This is a genomic window from Couchioplanes caeruleus (genome assembly GCF_003751945.1).
GTDB lineage: Bacteria > Actinomycetota > Actinomycetes > Mycobacteriales > Micromonosporaceae > Actinoplanes > Actinoplanes caeruleus.
The window spans coordinates 7,522,483-7,538,948 of sequence record NZ_RJKL01000001.1 but is presented as its reverse complement, the minus strand read 5'-3'; the positions used below and the strand labels follow the sequence as shown (position 1 = coordinate 7,538,948).

Sequence of the window (16,466 nt, the reverse complement as noted above, 5' to 3'; positions counted from 1 at the left end):
CGCCTCTGACCTCGTCACCCGCCACGGCGCTCGTCGTCCTCCTCGCGAGGGGCGGGGAAGCGCTCGTCGTACGAGTGGATCACGGCGCGACCGGTGTCGGAGTCGGCGCCGACGGTGTCCCGGACCTGGTCGGCGACCTTGGCGGAGAGGTCGGCCTGGGCCCGGGCGATCACGCTCATGATGTCGCGGCCGAGCGCGGGATGTTCGGTGAGGTCGAGGCGGACGACCTGGCCGGCCGGGCCGACGGCGACCGTGATCGTGCCGTCGGGGTTGCGGGCCTCGCCGGTCAGGGCTGCCACGCGGCGCGACAGGTCGACCGCCCGCGCGGCGTTCGCGTCGACGCTTGCTGCCCACGAGTCCAGCCATTCCTCAGCCGCATCGATGTCTCTCATGCCGCCTCCCGGTTGCCGAGAACGCCACTGTAGCTGCGGATCGGCGCCTCACCACTGGTGCGCAGCGTCTCGGGAACATCCCCCGTCAGGGCCTGGACAGCGGGTCCGGAGGGCGGCGGGTCAGGACCTGGGGGCCGGAAGCCGTGATGGCGACGGTGTGTTCGGAGTGGGCGGTACGGGAGCCGTCGGCGGAGCGGATCGTCCAGCCGTCGTCGTCGACCTTGACTCTGTCGGTGGAGCGGCAGAACCAGGGCTCGATGGCGATGGTGACGCCGGGTTCGAGCTTCATGCCGCGGCGGGCCCGGCCGTGGTTGGGGATGTGCGGGGCCTCGTGCATGGTGCGGCCGATGCCGTGGCCGCCGAATTCGGTGTTGACGCCGTACCCGTAGGAGTGGGCGACCTCGCCGATCGCGGCGGAGATGTCGCCGAGACGGCCGCCGGGCTGGGCGGCGGTGATGCCGGCCTCCAGTGCGACCTCGGTGGCCTCGATCAGTTTCAGGTCGGCCGGGTCGGGGGTGCCGATGATGACGGAGATCGCGGAGTCGGCCACCCAGCCGTCGATGCCGGCTGCCATGTCGATGCTGAGCAGGTCACCTTCCCGCAGTACATAGTCGCGCGGCAGGCCGTGCAGCACGGCGTCGTTGACCGAGAGGCACAGAACATTGCGGAACGGGCCGCGGCCGAAGGAGGGGGCGTAGTCCCAGTAGCAGGATTCGGCGCCGCGTTCCTTGATCCGGCGGCGGGCGTGGTGTTCCAGGTCCATCAGGTTGACGCCGACTGCGGCGACACCGCTCAACTCGGCGAGCAGCTCGCCGACGAACTGGCCGGCCACCGCCATCCGGCCGATCTCCTCGGCGGACTTAAGCTCGATCATGACGGCCTCCCTGCCCGCGAGCGGTATCGGCGCGGGCTCCCATCAGGCGCGCCCCAGCACGGCAGCTCGCGTCGGGCGACGGTCGATCTCCATGTAACGGTCAGCGCCGTCGAGGACCTCGAAGCCGGAACGTCGGTACACCCCATGGGCGTCTCTGGTGGCCAGCAGGAACCGGGGAATTCCTTGGGCGGAGAGATCCTCGAGGATGCTGTCGACCAACCACTGGCCCAGTCCTCGCCCTCGGTGGTCGACGTCGACGAACACGTCACAGAGCCACGCGAAGGTCGCTCCGTCCGTCACGGCCCGGGCAATTGCCACCTGCTCGCCGCCGGCGAAGATCGAGTACGGCAATGAGCCCTCCATGGAGCGCACCACGGCCTCGTAAGAACGCCCGGTGGCCCAGTAGGACTGCTCACCCAGCCACTTGTGAACTCGATCCACATCGACCCGTGCCGCGTCGTTGGTCAGCACGTAGCCGTCACGCTGACGATCCCCCATGGAGCCTCCTCGACATGCCCGCCCCAGGATGGCAGAAGCGGCGGTAGGCACCGGGCAGCCCGGCCTGCAAGATCCATCACACTTTCCCAGCCGGCATGGTGTGGGAGATGTCCGGCGACACGCCGGCGGCACGCTGATGAGCGCGCTGCAGGGGTTCTTCGGCCGGTCCCGACGACGGCGCCGGGCTCCGGCCGAGAATCCGCTCAGGGTGCGACGTACGGCTTGATGATCGGCCGGATCGTCTTGCTGTCGATCGACGGGTAGTACTTGCTCTTGTCCTCGGTCGCACGGCGGAACGTCACGACCGGGCACTCCTTCTCGCTCCTGGTGCCCTTCTTCTCGAACACGCTCTTGCCGCTCTGCGCGTCCAGCACCCGGATCCGGTAGTCGACGTCGTACATGGTCATCTTGTACTTCCCACCGGACTCGCGGTCCTCCATGTCACAGATCCGCGATGTCGGCTTGGCACCGGTCTGTTCCACGCACACGACCAGCTCGGTCCTGTCCGTCCCGGCGATGGTGTCCACCATCCAGGTCGCCGGGAAGTCGCTTCCCGACGGGGAGTCGACGTACCACGAATCATCGGTCTTCTTGACGACCGCCATCGGGTGCACCCGACCGGCCTTCTTCTCGTACGCGGTCAGACCCGGGAAGCCCAGCCCGTCGGCGCAGGTCCGCTCGAAGTCGCTGCCGGTCCGCGGCTTCTCCGGCTTCGCCGCGGCGTACTGCTTCTCGGCCTCGGTCGGTCCGCTCCCGGCCGAACACCCGGCGCCGGCCAGGGTCAACACGGCGACGGCGACGGCGACGGTACGTCTCATGAGAATTGCGGTCCTCTCCCGCTCAGGCCCAGATCGTTGAAGATCACTGGACCGAAGTATCGACCGACCGCCGGATGCAATGTCAACTCGGTGACGAATACCCGTCTCGCAACAGGGACGCATCGGTCTGCCTGAGAGACTCCCGTACCTCCATGAGGGCGAATCCCAACAAATTGAGCCCTCGCCAACGACGGGGGTCGGCCGCGGCCGGATCGTCGTGGGCGAGACCGATACCCCAGATCCGGTCGACCGGACTGGCCTCGACGAGGACCCGCTCCCCCGTGCCCAACAGGAAGGCGCGCAACGGTGAGTGCCGGCCGAATTTCGCCAGGTTCCCGGCGACCACGATGGGAAAGCGGTGCTCGTCCCAGGTCCGCTGATCGAAGCCTGCGACGCGGCCGCCCAAGGCCTTGGCCGCCTTCGGATGCGGCGCGGCGAGGATGCGTTCGGCCATGCCGTGATCGTCGAACAGTGTCGCCTTGCGCCACATCATGTAGTGCTCCGCGGTCGCGAACTCCACGCCGTCGACGGTGAACGGCGCCGCCCACCACTGGCTCAGACAGCCGGCGCCGATGCCACCGTCCCGTTCGGGCTGATGCCCCCAGAAGAAGAGGAACTTGATTCGATCTTGCGTCGCCTCCGCGGCGATCAGACCAGGGACGCTGCGCACCGATCTCACCATGATCAGGAGTGTGCCGTGCCGGGATCGGGCCGCGCCAGTATTTTCTCCCGGGTCACGCGGACTTGAGGTCCTGGGCGCGGCCCGTGTTCTCCCAGAGCAGTTCCGGAAGCTCACGGCCGAAGTGACCGTACGCCGCGGTCTGCTGGTAGATCGGACGCAGCAGATCCAGATCGCGGATGATCGCGGCCGGGCGCAGGTCGAACACCTCGTGAATGGCCTTCTCGATCCGCTCCACCGGCACGTTCTCCGTGCCGAACGTCTCCACGAACAGGCTCACCGGGTGCGCCTTACCGATCGCGTACGCGACCTGCGTCTCACACCGCTCGGCAAGGCCCGCCGCCACCACGTTCTTGGCCACCCACCGCATCGCGTACGCGGCCGACCGGTCCACCTTGGACGGATCCTTGCCGGAGAACGCGCCACCACCATGACGGGCGTAGCCACCGTACGTATCCACGATGATCTTGCGACCGGTCAGGCCGGCGTCGCCCATCGGCCCGCCGATCTCGAACCGGCCGGTCGGGTTGACCAGCAGCCGGTAGCCCTCGGTGTCCAGGCCCAGGCCCTCGAGCTCGGGGGCGATGACGTGCTCGCGGACGTCGGGGGTCAGCAGCGACTCGAGCGAGATGTCCGCGGCGTGCTGCGACGACACGACGACCGTGTCGAGGCGGACCGGGCGCAGGCCGTCGTACTCGATGGTGACCTGGGTCTTACCGTCCGGCCGCAGGTAGGGGATCGTGCCGTCCTTGCGGGCGGCCGACAGGCGCCGCGCCAGGCGGTGGGCGAGCGCGATCGGCAACGGCATCAGCTCCGGCGTCTCCGAGCAGGCGAAGCCGAACATCATGCCCTGATCGCCCGCACCCTGCGCGTCCAGGACGTGCTCGGAGTTGCCCTCGCGCAGCTCGACCGCGCTGTCCACGCCCTGGGCGATGTCCGGCGACTGCGAGCCGATGGAGACGCTGACGCCGCAGGACGCGCCGTCGAAACCCTTCTTCGACGAGTCGTAGCCGATGCCGAGGATGGTTTCGCGCACGATGCTGGGAATGTCCGCGTACGCCTGGGTCGTCACCTCGCCGGCGACGTGCACCTGACCGGTCGTGATCAGGGTCTCCACCGCAACGCGGCTGCGCGGGTCCTGCGAGAGCAGGGCGTCGAGAATACCGTCGCTGATCTGATCAGCGATCTTGTCCGGGTGGCCTTCCGTGACCGACTCGGAAGTGAACAGGCGGGAAGCGGGCATGGCATTCCTCTCCGCAACGGATTCGATGGGGTCGGGGATCAGCGGCGGGAGTACTGGTCCTCCGAATCGGGGGACGCCTCGGGCTCGTCCTGGGACTGAAGGTCACGCAGCTTGACCGCCACCACGGCCGCGGAGACCGCAATCAGCACGGCGCCGATGCCGGAGATCACCGCCAACCCGTTGCTGAACGCGTCACGGGCCACGTCGGCGAGGCGGGCCCCCTCGGCAGCCGGGAGTCGCCGGACCACCTCCAGGGCTCCGGCCAGCGTCTCGGTGGCGCTATCGGCCCACTCGGCCGGGATGCCGGCCGGGAGCTCATCCCGGACCTGACCGCTGTAGACGGCGGTGCCGACGCTGCCCAGCACGGCGAGGCCCAGGGCGCCGCCGAACTCGTTGCCCGTCTCCGACACCGCGGAGGCCGCGCTGGCGCGTTCCTCCGGGACGGAGCTGACGACCAGGTCCGTGCCGAGGTTCAGGGCGGCCGCGATGCCGCTGGAGATCACGGCGAGACCGGTCACCAGCAACGCGAAGTCGGCGGGACCGACCTGGGTCACCAGTGCCAGGCCCGCGGCGGCCAGACCCAGGGCGGAGGCCATCACGTACGCCTTGCGTACGACGCGCAGCAGGCTGGTCGCGATCACCGTGCCGAGCACGCCGCCGATGCTGCCCGGCAGCGTCCACAGCCCCGCCTCGAGCGGTGACAACCCGTGGACGAGTTGCAGGGACTGGACGATGAACAGGTTGATGCCGAACATCATGAACGACAGGGCGGCGAGCGTCCCGAGCGAGACGGAGAAGCGCGCCTCGCGGAACAGGCTCAGATCGATGAGCGGGTCCGCGAGGCGGCGCTGACGGTGCAGGAACAGCCAGCCGGCGAGCAGGCCCGCGGCGATGGTCAGCAGCGCGGTGAGGCTCACGCCGGCGCGGGCGATCTCCTTGATGCCGTACACGGCGGGCAGGACGGCGGCCAGCGACAGCGCGGAGCTGATCAGGTCCAGGCGCCCGGCATCGTCGGCGCGGTACTCCGGGAGCAGGGCGGGGCCGGCGATGACGAGCAGCACCATCACCGGGACCGCCATCAGGAACACCGATCCCCACCAGAAGTTCTCCAGCATCAGGCCGCCGACGAGCGGGCCGATGGAGGCGCCGATGGTGAAGCTGAGGGTCCAGACCGAGATGGCGATCGTGCGCTGGCGTTCGTCGAGGAACATGACGCGCAGCAGCGAGAGCGTCGAGGGCATCAGCGTGGCACCGGCGAGGCCCAGCAGCGCGCGGGCGGCGATCAGCATCTCGGCGCTGTCGGCGTACGCCGCGAGCACCGACGCCGCCGCGAACGCCGCGGCGCCGATCAGCAGCAGGCGGCGGCGCCCTGTACGGTCGCCGAGCGTTCCCATCGTGATGAGGAAGCCCGCGACGAAGAACCCGTAGATGTCAGTGATCCACAGCAACTGCGAGCTCGTGGGGGCCAGGTCGGCGCTGAGCCTCGGCACGGCGAGATGCAGCACCGTCATGTCCATCACGATCAGCATGGCCGGCAGGGCGAGGACGGCCAGGCCGGTCCACTCCCTCAAGCCGGCCCGGGGGGCCTGCGTGTGGCTCATCGTCACTCCCTCTCCAGGGGCGTGCCTTCTCAGGCGGCCCACTCATCGTTCTTGCGGTACCAGTCGACCGTGTCGGCCAGCGCGGTGCGCAGGTCGCGGCGCGGTGTCCAGCCCAGCTCGGTCCGGATCTTCGTGCTGTCCAGGCAATAGCGGCGGTCGTGGCCGGGCCGGTCGGCGACGAACTCCACCCGGTCCCAGTCCGCGTCGCAGAGCTCGAGCAGCGCGGCGACGAGCTCGCGGTTGGTGAGTTCGACGCCGCTGCCGATGTTGTAGATCTCCCCCGGCCGGCCCCGGGTGCGTACCCGTTCCAGCGCCTCCACGTGGTCGTCGACGTGCATCCACTCGCGGACGTTCTCGCCGGTGCCGTAGAGCGGCACGGTGCACCCGGCGAGCAACCGGGTGACGAACAGCGGGATGATCTTCTCCGGGTACTGCCGCGGCCCGAGGTTGTTACAGCAGCGCGTGACCACGACATCCAGTCCGTAGGTGGTGTGGTAGCTCAGGGCGAGCAGGTCGCTGGCCGCCTTGGACGCCGAATACGGCGAGCTGGGCCGCAGCGGATGCTCCTCGGGCCAGGAACCGGTGGCGATGGAGCCGTACACCTCGTCGGTCGAGACGTGCACGAATCGCCGGCCGCCGTGGCGGCGGGCCGCCTCCAGAAGGGTGCCGGTACCGAGGACGTTGGTGCGGACGAACTCCGCGCCGTCGGCGATGGACCGGTCCACATGGGTCTCCGCGGCGAAATGCACGATTTCGTCCGCTTCACCGACGAGCTCGTCCACCAGGTCGGCGTCGCAGATGCTGCCCCGGACGAAGCGAAACCCCGGGAGTTCACGAATTTCGTCCAAGTTTTTCGCATTACCGGCATAAGTGAGTTTGTCCAGAACGGTGACCGACAGGGCGTTCCGGTGTCCGTCCAAAAGCGACTGGGCATAGTGGGAGCCGATGAAGCCGGCACCACCTGTGATCAGGATTTTCTTGGGCACGATTGCTCCTCTGGGTCGACGGTGCGCCTCCGACCAGAACTCGGCGGATGGAACGCGGCGACGCGCTCGGGACAATGAGAGCCGTTGGACGGATTGCCCTCAACGTGATCAGGTTGGTATCCATCGACGACACGGGGGAGTTACTCGATGCACTTCGAAGCGAGGCGCCCGCACCATTCGTTGGCCCGCAACGCGGAACACCTCGCTTCGCCGGGCGCGACCGCACCGGGGGCACGCATCCTCATCGCCTCGGACTGCCCGGCGGTGGAGACCGTCCGGCAGGACGTGATGCGGCAGAACTACTCCGCGTCCGTCGCGACGAGCGGGCGTGCCGTACTGGAGACCTTCGCCTCCTACGACCTCATCCTGCTCGACACCGACCTGCCCGATCTCGACGGCGTGTCGGTCTCGCGCGCCATCCGCCAGATCAGCACGATCCCGATCATCGCGTTCGCCTCGGCCGACGAGACCGATCAGGTCCTGCTGCTGGAGACCGGGTGCGACGACTGCATCGAACGCCCGTACCGGGCGCGGGACCTGATCGCCCGCATCAAGGCCGTGCTGCGCCGCGCCGCGCCGGAACGCTTCCCCGCGCTGGACTATCCCGCGGCGGACCTGGCCGGACCGCCACGCCCCCGGGCCGTGCCGCAGCCCGTCGAGGCACGGCACGACGCCGTGCCGTACGAGGACCAGGGCAACGTCGTCAGCGTGGGCAACCGGCTGGTCATCAACCCCGCCCTACGGGAGGCTCGCCTCGACGGCCGGGTGCTGAACCTGACCCGCAAGGAGTACGACCTGCTGGAGCTCCTCGCCTCCGCGCCCGGCCGCATCTTCAACCGCACCGAGCTGATGACGAAGATCTGGGAGTACCCGGCCGGCAAGCGGATCAACGCCCAGGCGAGCCGCACGATCGACACGCACGTCAGCAGCCTGCGCGGCAAGCTCAGCCACCGCGACTGGATCGCGAACGTGCGCGGGGTGGGTTTCCGGCTGGACGTGCCGGGGCCGCGGCGAGCCGACCGGGAGCGCGGTGTCCACCCCCGGCTGTCGCCCACGGACCTCGACGAGTGGCCGCGGCGCCGCCTGGTCAGGCCGCTAGACGCCACCGAGTCTGCGTGACCCCGTCCTTGCGGAAGGCGAAGACGGTCCGCGGCGCGATGCGCATGCCCCAGGCCCGACCGATGGCACCCTGATACAGGTCGCCGTCGACCTTGTAGTCCCAGGCAGGGCCGTACTTGGTGCGAAAGGTCTGCGCGGCCGCCTCCAGCTCGGCGCCGTCCACGACCCGGACCGCCTCGCCGGTGACGGTGACGTCCACGCCCTCGCCCAGGACGTTCGTGCCGGTCAGCATCGTGCATCGCGGGTTGGTGCGCAGGTTGCGCATCTTCTGCTCGGTCGGCAGCGCGCAGAACCACAGGGCGTCGTCGTGCCACGCCCCGGCGACCGGGGTCACGTGCGGCGTCCCGGACGCCAGCACGGTCGACAGCCAGTAGAGCTGCGCCGTGGCGAGCAGATCCAGCGTCGCGGTCCAGTCCTCGGGTTCCGCGCCCGGCCGGCTGTAACGCGGATCGACGGTGACCTCGTACGGTGTGCCGGCCATCAGTGTTCTCCTCTCGCAAGCGCGGTGGCGGCCAGGGCCAGCGCCGGCTGGCGCCGATCCTGCCCGCTCAGTCCACGGCGGACCTCGGGATACGAGCCGATGATCATGTCTGCCTCGGTGTCGGGGTCGTACACGTCGCAGAGCGCGTCGAGGGCCAGCTTGTCGATCCGGCTACGCCGCACGATCTCGTCGTACGGCGTCCGGGTGAAGGCCACGAGCTGATACAACTGGGTGAACTCCGCGGGGTGACGCTCGTGCAGCCGCCGCTCCAGGCGCTTGCGGCGGTGGAACTCCTTGTCGCCGATGTGCTCGCTCAGCTCGTGCAGGTTGTCCATCGACAACTGCGAGATCGCCTGGCCCGCGGCCACCCGGCGCTCGCTGAACTCGGCACCCGCCGCCCGGATCGCCTCGTGCCGGTCCACGCCCGAACCCAGATACTTGTCGAGCAGTTCACACAGGACGTCGGCGTCCTCGAAGCTGCAGTTGATGCCCTGGCCGAAGAACGGGACGATGGTGTGCGCGGAGTCGCCCACCAGCACCGCCCGGCCGTAGTTGTACGGCGCGCAGTCCACGACCTTGAGAAGCGCCGGACGGGTCCGGACCACCTCCTCCGCCGCGAACGGCAGCGACCCCGCGATGTCCGGGTATTCCCGCGCGAAGTGCTCACGTACCGCCCGGCCGTTCGTCAGGGAACGGAAGCGCAGGTGGTCCCGGTCGTTCTCCACCGGCATGAACAGCGTCGTCGTGGCACTGCCGTCCCGGTTCGGCTGGGCCTGCAGGAAGTGGTCGGTACGCGGCCACAAATGCATCCCGTCCGTGGCCAGCTCCGCGGAACCCTCCGCGGTGAGGGTCAGCTCGAGATGACCGTGCGAAATGTAGTGCTGGTGGACCTGCATGCGGGCGCCGCTCTTCGACAACTCGTAGCGCAGGGCGCTGTTCGCGCCGTCGCACCCGATCAGGATGTCGCCGGTGGCTCGGCGCACCGTACCGTTCGAATCGACGAACATCGCCTCGCCGCGGTGTGCGTCCGCCCCGACGCAGGCGTGACCGAAGAAGACCTCGGCGCCGGAGGCCCGCGCCTCGGCCAACAGGTTGCGCTGAAGCTCGCGGCGGGGCACCGACAGCAGGTGGTGATCGTCGCTGACCCCGTACGGCTGGTGGGTCAGCGTGCCGTCGCGGTGGTGCACGATCCGCTGCTGCAGAATCGTGCCCGTCTCGTAGATGCGGTCACGCAACCTCGGGTGCAGCACGCTGAAGCCGCGGTGCGTGAGGGTCAGGTTGAAGGAGCGGCCGGCGCCTTGCCGGAGTACGACGTCCGCGGTGCACTTCTCGTACACCTCGACCTTGAAGTCGCGACGTAGGAGCTCCACCGCTAGGAGGCAGCCCACCGGGCCGGCCCCGACGATGACTGCCCTGGGCCTGGTTGCTGACATGTGGGGACGTCCTTCCTCAGGTCAGGGCGCCGCCGAGGGGGCGAGCTGACCGGTCTCGGTGAAGTACGCGATCATCGAGGTGATCCACCCCGGCTCGGCCGGGGGAATCTCGAGGCCCAGCCGGGCCAGGTCGCGCACGGTGCGCTCGTTGACGAACCGGTGCTCCCCCAACTCCATGACGCCCTCGCGGAACAGCGGGACCAGGCTCGCCAGCGAGCTGCCGTCCGTGCCGGCCGGCGCGGCTTCCAGGGCCGCCAGCCACTCCCGTGCGGGCACCCTCCGGGGAGGGCGGCCGGCCGAGGCCAGCGCGGCGAGGACGGTCTGCCAGTCCATGCCGGTGGGGTGGAAGATGTGCACCGTGCGGTTCTGGGCCCGCTCGGAGCGCGAGAGGCGCACGACCGCGTCGGCCACCACGTCCACCGGCAGCAGGTCCACCGGTGGGCCCAGGTCGTCCGGCGCCACCCCGAGCTGCAGGAAACTCTTGATCTGCAGCCAGAAGAAGTCGTCCGTACGGCAGGCGCCGGTGGCCGAGTCGGGGCCGATCCGGCCGATGCGGTGGACGGTGACCGGCACGCCACGCGCCCGCGCCACCAGGGCGAGCCGTTCGGCGACCCACTTGCTCTGCGCATAGCTGATGCCGAGGCCGTCGGCGGTGTCCGCAACGCAGTCCTCGTCGACGTCCCGGGCCGGGTCGGCCGGCGAGAAGACCGCCAGGGTCGACATGTGGTGCAGGGGCTTGAGCACCGTGTCGGCGCAGAACTCCGCCACACGGACGAAGCCGTCGACGTTGGACGAGCGCACCGAGACGTACGGCGCCGAGAAGTTGATGTGGGCCGCGGCGTGGTACACCGCCTCGATCCGGCCGGCGAGGTCCCGGTAGTCCGCCTCGGACAGACCGAACCGTTCGCGGGCGAGGTCGCCGGCGACCACCCGGATCCGGGAAAGGTCCGCACCCACCCGGTACCGGTGGCAGGTCTCGGCGATCCGAGCCCGGGCCTGCTCCTCGTCGCCGGCGCGGACGAGGCAGTAGACCTCGCACCCCGCCGCCTGCAGCGCCTTGAGCAGGTAGCCGCCGAGGAACCCGGTGACGCCGGTGAGCAGCACGGTGCGGGCCACGAGCGGGTCGGCGACGCGAACCGGCGAGGGCTGCAGCCCGTCCAGCAGCCGCGTGTCCGCCCAGAGGTCCGGACCGTCGTCCTCGTCCCGTCCGGCCCGGATGCCGTCCACCCGGGTCGCCATGCCGGCCAGGGTCGGCGCCGCGAGCAGGGCGCTGAGCGGCAGGTCGACGCCGAACTCCTCCTCCAGCGCCTGCCGCATCCGTACGGCCAGCAGGGAGTGGCCCCCCACCGAGAAGAAGTCGGTGTCCGGGCCGATGCGGGCACCGGGCAGCAGCCCGGCCCATACCGCGGCGACGCGCCGCTCGGTCTCTCCGAGCGGCCTTGCGGCGTCGGCGTCCTCCGGCTGCGTCGGCAGTTCCGCCGCCCGGGCGGCGAGGGCCTTGCGGTCCGTCTTGCCGCTCGGGGCGACCGGCAGGCGGTCCAGGGTGATGAACCGCGACGGCACCATGTACGCCGGCAGCGCCCGGCCCAGCCCGGTCCGCAGCTCGTCCGGCACCACCGGCGCCCCGCCGGTGCACACGAAGGCGACCAGGCGCCGGTCGCCGGGGCCGTACTCCGCGGCCACCACCGCGGAGGCCGTGATGCCCGGTAACTCGTTCAGCACCGCCTCCACCTCGCCCGGCTCGATCCGGTAACCCCGGATCTTGATCTGCTCGTCGACGCGGCCCAGATGGACGAGCCCGTCCGAGGCGCTGAAGGTGACCAGGTCGCCGGTGCGGTAGAACCGCGCGCCGGGCTCGCCGGCGTACGGGTCGCTCAGGAACCGCTCGCGCGTCTGCTCGGGCAGGTTCACATAGCCGCGGCCCACCACCGGGCCACCGACGTACAGCTCGCCACGCACGCCGAACGGCACCGGGCGCCGGTCCTCGTCGAGGACGTACGCGCGCACGTTGCCGGTCACCTGGCCGATCGCGGGACGCTCGGGCCACGAGGACGGGTCCCGGGGCAGCCGCTGCGCGCTGACCAGATGCGCCTCGGACGGCCCGTAGGCGTTGATCAGAACGGCCGGGGTGCACCGACGGAACATGTCGCGGATCTGGGCGGTGACGACCAGCGCCTCCCCGGTCGTGCAGACCTCGGCGAGGTCCGGCAGGACGATGTCCGCCCGGGTGACCGCGGTGGCCAGCTCCTGGAGCGCGACGTATGGCAGGAAGACCCGGTTCACCCGCCGTTCCCGCAGATGGACCGCGAGCCGGGGAAGGTCGGTGCGCAACTCCTCGGCCGGGACGATCACCGTGCCGCCCGCGCACAGCGTGCAGAAGATCTCCATGAAGGACACGTCGAAGGAAATCGACATGTACTGCAGGGTGCGGGCCGCCTCGCCCAGCCCGGACAGGTCGGCCTGGCGGTGGACGAGGTTGGTGATGGTGACGTCGTTGATGATCACCCCCTTGGGACGGCCGGTCGAGCCCGACGTGTAGATGACGTACATCTCGTCGCCGGGTCCGCGTCGCTCCCCCGGGTCGCCGTCGGCGGTCGGCAGGTCCGCGCGGTCCAGGTCGACGACCGTGGTGCCGGCGGGCACCCCGGCCGGCGCTCGGCCGCGGACGAGCAGAATCCCCGGGCCCGCGTCGCGCAGCATCAGCGCGAGGCGGTCCGGCGGGTACGCGGGGTCCAGCGGCACGAACGACGCGCCGGTCTTGAGGACGGCGAGCAGCCCGGTGACGGCGTCGGGGCCCCGGTCCAGCGCGATGGCCACCCGGGTGCCCCGCCGCGCACCATACCGGCGCAGGGACCGGGCCAGGCGGTTCGCCGCGGCGTCGAGGCGGTCGTACGTCAGGTCACCCGCCGGGGACTCCAGCGCGATCCGGTCGGGGTGGTCGCGTACCCGCGCTTCGAACAGCTCCGGGACCGACTGCCGCGCCGGGCGCCCGTCCGTCGGTCCGGGCCAGGTCGCGGCCAGCTCGCGCAGCTCGGCGTCCGGGATCCAGCGCACGCCGCGGACGTCGCGGCCCGGGTCGTTCAGCAGGTCCGCCAGCACGGTCCGGAACCGCGCCGCCATCCGCTCCACGGTGTCGTGGTCCAGCACCGCCGGGTCGTACTCGAAGGTCAGCGCGACGTGGTCGGCCGCCTCCTCGACCACCAGCGCGAGATCGTACTTCGGCGCACCGCTGACGTGCCGCCAGCCGTCGGCGCCCAGGCCGAGATGGCGCAGATCGCGCCGCTCCGCGGGCATGATCGTCACCATCGTCTGGAACAGCGGCGACCGGCCGTCGGCCCGGTGCGGCGCCGATTCGACGACCCGCTCGAACGGCACGTTCTTGTGGCGCAGTGCGGCCCTGACCTCGTCGCGGGTCGCGGCCAGCAGCTCGGTGCCCGTCATTCCCGGGGCCACCCGGTGCCGCAGCACCACCGTGTTGACGAGGTGGCCGATGACCTGCTGGTCCGCCGAGCGGTCCCGCAGCGAGACCGGCAGGCCGACCGTGAGGTCCTGCTGACCGGTGTGGCGGTGCATCAGCAGCGCGTACGCGGCGAGCAGGGCCACGGCCGGGGTGATCCCGAGCGTGGTCGCCCGTTCCCGCAGCCGGGCGGCCTCCGGCGCGGTGAGCTCCGTGCGCACGGATCCGGCCGGGCCGCGGCCGCGCCGCCCGGCGGGGCGGTCCAACAGCAGATCGAGCAGCGGAGGGACGCCGGCGAGGTGCTCCGTCCAGTACGCCAGGTCCGCCTCGCGCGGCGGGCGGAGTGCCGCGACCGCCTCCCGGAACTGGGTGGGGGCCGTCGAGCGCGGCAACTCCTCGCCGGCCGCCAGCCGCCCGTACGCGGTGAGCCACTCGTCGAGCAGCACCGACCAGGAGAAGCCGTCGAACACGGCGTGATGCACGCTGACCAGCAGCACCGTGCCGTCCGGGCCGGCGTCCACGCACAGCGCGCGCACCAGTGGCCCGTCCGCCAGGTCGAGGTGTTCGGCCGCGAGCTCCGCGACCAGCTTGCCGGTCTCGGCCGCGGACGAGACGGCGGCGGTGCGGAAGCCGTATCGCGGCTCGGCCGCCACCCGCTGCATCAGCGTGCCGTCGCGCATCTCGAAGGTGGTGCGCAGACTCTCGTGGCGGCCCACGACGTACTCCAGCGCCGCCCGCAGCGGTCCCGGATCGAGCGCACCGGGGAAACGCAGCGAGACCGGCGAGTTGTAGGCCGTCCTGGCACCGCCGAACTCGCTGAGATACCAGATGCCGGCCTGCCCCGGCGTGGCCGGCCACATCGGTCCGTCGGCGGGCACGGGCGGCGGCCCGTCCGGCGCCGCCCGGCCGCCGGACAGCCACGCGACAAGCTCCTCGGGGCTGCCGGACGCGGCGACGTCGCCGGGGTCGACGTCGCGCCCGAGGATGTCGGTCAGCTCGGCGGCGAGGACGCCGGGGCGCCCCGCGCAGCTCTGCCAGCGGTCGCGCACGACGGTCAGCAGGGCGCCGGTCATGCGGGCACCTCCGGGCGGCCCCGGCGCAGCGTACGGATGTGCTCGGCCAGGCTGGCGGCGTTGTCGTGCTGGAAGATGTCCTCGGGCCGGACGTCGACCCCCATGACGTCGTGCAGGCTCGCCGCGAGCTGGATCACCTGCAACGAGTTCGCGCCGGAGGCGAGGAACGAGTCGCGCACGCCGATCGGCTGCCGGCCGGTCACGGTCGCCAGCAGGCTCGTCACGGTGGCGGCGACGACATCCTCCGCGGCGGGACGTGGCGCCGCCGCGCCGCTGATCTCGGCCAGCACCGCACGCGGCTCCTGCAGGGCCATCCGGTCCAGCTTGCCGTTGACGTTCACCGGCAGCTCGGTCAGATGGTGCACCCGGGCCGGCAGCATGTAGTCGGGCAGCCGGCCCTTCAGGTCCGTCAGGAGCGCCTCGGTGCTCGGTGGTTCGCCCGTGGCGGTGGTGCAGAACAGGACCAGCTCCTTCTGGCCGCCGGCGGCGTCCAGGGCCCGCACGACCGCCCGCTGCACCAGGCCGCTGCGCTCGGCGGCGAGCTCGACCTCGCGGAGCTCGACGCGGAAGCCCCGGATCTTGACCATCTGGTCGGTACGACCCACCAGCACCAGCTCGCCGGCCGGGGTCGTCCGCGCCCAGTCCCCGGTGCGCAGCAGTCGTACGCCGCCGACGGTGGGGAACTTCGCCGCGGTCTCCTCCGCCGACGCGAGGTATCCCTGCGCCAGGCCGGCGCCGCTGATGCACATCTCCCCCACCTCGCCGGGCTCGCAGGGGGTCAGGTCCTCGCGGAGCACGTGCAGTCCCACGCCCGGCAGCGGCCGGCCGATCGGCACGACACCGACCCGCAGGTCGTCCTCGGACATCGGGTGCACCGCGGTCAGCGCCGAGTTCTCGGTGCAGCCGAAGGCGTTGTAGACGGTGCCGGACACCGCCTTCATGACCCGCTCGAGATGGGCCGCCGAGGGGAAGTCACCGCTGACGATCAGCGTACGGACCCCGGCGAAGGCCTCCGGATGGGCGTCGACCAGCAGGTTCACCAGGCCGCCGGGCAGGTTGAGGAAGGTGACGCCGCACTCGGTGATGGTGCTCGCCAGCCTCGGCAGCGACGGCAACTGGGACGGCAGGATGACGACCCGGGCACCGTGCAGCAGACTCAGCCAGATGTCCGTCGTGGACGCGGCGAACGAGTACGGCGCGAGCTGCAGGAAGCAGTCGTCCGGACGGACCTCCACGTCGCCGTGGTACTTCGCGAGCCGGGCGATGCCGCGGTGGGCGATGCGGACCCCGCGGGGACGGCCGGTGGAGCCCGAAGTGAACAGGATGAAGGCAGTGCTCTCCGGGTCGGTACAGACACCGGGGCTGGTGTCGTCCAGCCCCGTGCTCGCGGCCAGCAGCTCGTGGACGTCGCGCTCGACGGTGACCGAGCCCAGCCCCGCCGGCACGTCGCGCAGGGTCAGCGGCAGGTCCGCCTCGCCGGCGACCGACCGTCGCACGGAGACCGGATGCGCGGGGTTCAGCGGCACCACGACGGCGCCGGCCTTGAGCAGCCCGATGATGGTGACGTAGAGCTCCAGGCACCGGGACATGTGGACCCCGACCCGGGTGCCCGGTGTCACGCCCTCGTCCCGGAGCCCGCGCGCGAGGCGGTTGGCGGCGGCGTCGAGCTCGCGGTACGTGAGCGACGAGGAGCCGTACTGCAGCGCGACCCGGTCGCCGGCCGTGCGGGCGGCGGCCTCGAACGCGACGGGGATGGTGGGAACGTCTCGCAGGTGCGGGGTGGTGTGCACACTTCCTCCAGCGCAGCATCGG

The 16,466-nt window shown here is 71.0% G+C and carries 13 protein-coding genes; 1 reads left to right on the top strand and 12 read right to left on the bottom strand.

What is annotated here, in order from left to right; all coding sequences use genetic code 11:
• Window positions 1-14: 14 nt before the first annotated feature.
• The 8 genes from EDD30_RS33955 to rfbB all read right to left on the bottom strand — a co-directional run bounded on the left by EDD30_RS33955 (window position 15) and on the right by rfbB (window position 7,079).
• Window positions 15-392 (bottom strand): hypothetical protein, encoded by a 378-nt coding sequence (locus EDD30_RS33955; RefSeq protein WP_071807844.1) that lies wholly within the window; start codon window positions 390-392, stop codon window positions 15-17.
• A gap of 85 nt (window positions 393-477) precedes the next feature.
• Window positions 478-1,266: a type I methionyl aminopeptidase gene (gene map, locus EDD30_RS33950; RefSeq protein ID WP_071807843.1), complete on the bottom strand. Its 789-nt coding sequence runs from the start codon at window positions 1,264-1,266 to the stop codon at window positions 478-480.
• Window positions 1,267-1,308: 42 nt separating this feature from the next.
• A complete protein-coding gene (locus EDD30_RS33945; RefSeq protein WP_071807842.1) occupies window positions 1,309-1,764 on the bottom strand; it encodes a GNAT family N-acetyltransferase in 456 nt (151 codons plus the stop codon).
• Window positions 1,765-1,967: 203 nt separating this feature from the next.
• Window positions 1,968-2,582, bottom strand: coding sequence for a hypothetical protein (locus EDD30_RS33940; protein ID WP_071807841.1), 615 nt, complete (start codon window positions 2,580-2,582; stop codon window positions 1,968-1,970).
• Between the two features lie 82 nt (window positions 2,583-2,664).
• Entirely contained in the window at window positions 2,665-3,264 is a 600-nt protein-coding gene (locus EDD30_RS33935; protein WP_071807840.1) for a riboflavin biosynthesis intermediates N-glycosidase, read from the bottom strand.
• A gap of 52 nt (window positions 3,265-3,316) precedes the next feature.
• On the bottom strand, window positions 3,317-4,504 hold the full coding sequence (gene metK / locus EDD30_RS33930; protein ID WP_123678665.1) for a methionine adenosyltransferase: 1,188 nt from the start codon (window positions 4,502-4,504) through the stop codon (window positions 3,317-3,319).
• Window positions 4,505-4,542: 38 nt separating this feature from the next.
• Window positions 4,543-6,105 carry an MFS transporter gene (locus EDD30_RS33925; protein WP_071803262.1) on the bottom strand — a complete coding sequence of 521 codons (1,563 nt, stop codon included), beginning with the start codon at window positions 6,103-6,105 and terminating at the stop codon, window positions 4,543-4,545.
• 29 nt (window positions 6,106-6,134) lie between these two features.
• On the bottom strand, window positions 6,135-7,079 hold the full coding sequence (gene rfbB / locus EDD30_RS33920; RefSeq protein WP_211277665.1) for a dTDP-glucose 4,6-dehydratase: 945 nt from the start codon (window positions 7,077-7,079) through the stop codon (window positions 6,135-6,137).
• A 159-nt stretch (window positions 7,080-7,238) separates the two neighbouring features.
• On the opposite strand from rfbB, the gene EDD30_RS33915 reads away from it, so the two are divergent.
• Window positions 7,239-8,210, top strand: a complete 972-nt coding sequence (locus tag EDD30_RS33915) for a response regulator transcription factor (protein ID WP_084556119.1) — start codon at window positions 7,239-7,241, stop codon at window positions 8,208-8,210.
• On the opposite strand, the gene EDD30_RS33910 is transcribed toward EDD30_RS33915, so the two are convergent.
• The 4 genes from EDD30_RS33910 to EDD30_RS38545 are packed head-to-tail and all read right to left on the bottom strand — an operon-like array spanning window position 8,179 to window position 16,444.
• Window positions 8,179-8,691: a pyridoxamine 5'-phosphate oxidase family protein gene (locus tag EDD30_RS33910; protein WP_071803253.1), complete on the bottom strand. Its 513-nt coding sequence runs from the start codon at window positions 8,689-8,691 to the stop codon at window positions 8,179-8,181. The genes EDD30_RS33915 and EDD30_RS33910 overlap by 32 nt on opposite strands.
• Window positions 8,691-10,124 (bottom strand): FAD-dependent oxidoreductase, encoded by a 1,434-nt coding sequence (locus tag EDD30_RS33905; protein WP_071803252.1) that lies wholly within the window; start codon window positions 10,122-10,124, stop codon window positions 8,691-8,693. The genes EDD30_RS33910 and EDD30_RS33905 overlap by 1 nt, the downstream gene beginning before the upstream one ends.
• A gap of 21 nt (window positions 10,125-10,145) precedes the next feature.
• Window positions 10,146-14,654 carry a non-ribosomal peptide synthetase gene (locus EDD30_RS33900; protein WP_084556118.1) on the bottom strand — a complete coding sequence of 1,503 codons (4,509 nt, stop codon included), beginning with the start codon at window positions 14,652-14,654 and terminating at the stop codon, window positions 10,146-10,148.
• The gene (locus EDD30_RS38545) at window positions 14,651-16,444 is read right to left on the bottom strand and encodes a non-ribosomal peptide synthetase (protein WP_071803251.1); all 1,794 of its coding nucleotides are present in this window, start codon (window positions 16,442-16,444) and stop codon (window positions 14,651-14,653) included. The genes EDD30_RS33900 and EDD30_RS38545 overlap by 4 nt, the downstream gene beginning before the upstream one ends.
• Window positions 16,445-16,466: the final 22 nt, after the last annotated feature.

What these genes read in the sequence shown, in the direction of transcription:
- EDD30_RS33900 (WP_084556118.1), bottom strand. Translation starts at nt 14,654, where the DNA reads ATGACCGGCGCCCTGCTGACCGTCGTGCGCGACCGCTGGCAGAGCTGC.
- metK (WP_123678665.1), bottom strand. Translation starts at nt 4,504, where the DNA reads ATGCCCGCTTCCCGCCTGTTCACTTCCGAGTCGGTCACGGAAGGCCAC.
- EDD30_RS33935 (WP_071807840.1), bottom strand. Translation starts at nt 3,264, where the DNA reads ATGGTGAGATCGGTGCGCAGCGTCCCTGGTCTGATCGCCGCGGAGGCG.
- EDD30_RS33910 (WP_071803253.1), bottom strand. Translation starts at nt 8,691, where the DNA reads ATGGCCGGCACACCGTACGAGGTCACCGTCGATCCGCGTTACAGCCGG.
- map (WP_071807843.1), bottom strand. Translation starts at nt 1,266, where the DNA reads ATGATCGAGCTTAAGTCCGCCGAGGAGATCGGCCGGATGGCGGTGGCC.
- EDD30_RS33940 (WP_071807841.1), bottom strand. Translation starts at nt 2,582, where the DNA reads ATGAGACGTACCGTCGCCGTCGCCGTCGCCGTGTTGACCCTGGCCGGC.
- EDD30_RS33915 (WP_084556119.1), top strand. Translation starts at nt 7,239, where the DNA reads ATGCACTTCGAAGCGAGGCGCCCGCACCATTCGTTGGCCCGCAACGCG.
- EDD30_RS33925 (WP_071803262.1), bottom strand. Translation starts at nt 6,105, where the DNA reads ATGAGCCACACGCAGGCCCCCCGGGCCGGCTTGAGGGAGTGGACCGGC.
- EDD30_RS33945 (WP_071807842.1), bottom strand. Translation starts at nt 1,764, where the DNA reads ATGGGGGATCGTCAGCGTGACGGCTACGTGCTGACCAACGACGCGGCA.
- EDD30_RS33955 (WP_071807844.1), bottom strand. Translation starts at nt 392, where the DNA reads ATGAGAGACATCGATGCGGCTGAGGAATGGCTGGACTCGTGGGCAGCA.
- EDD30_RS33905 (WP_071803252.1), bottom strand. Translation starts at nt 10,124, where the DNA reads ATGTCAGCAACCAGGCCCAGGGCAGTCATCGTCGGGGCCGGCCCGGTG.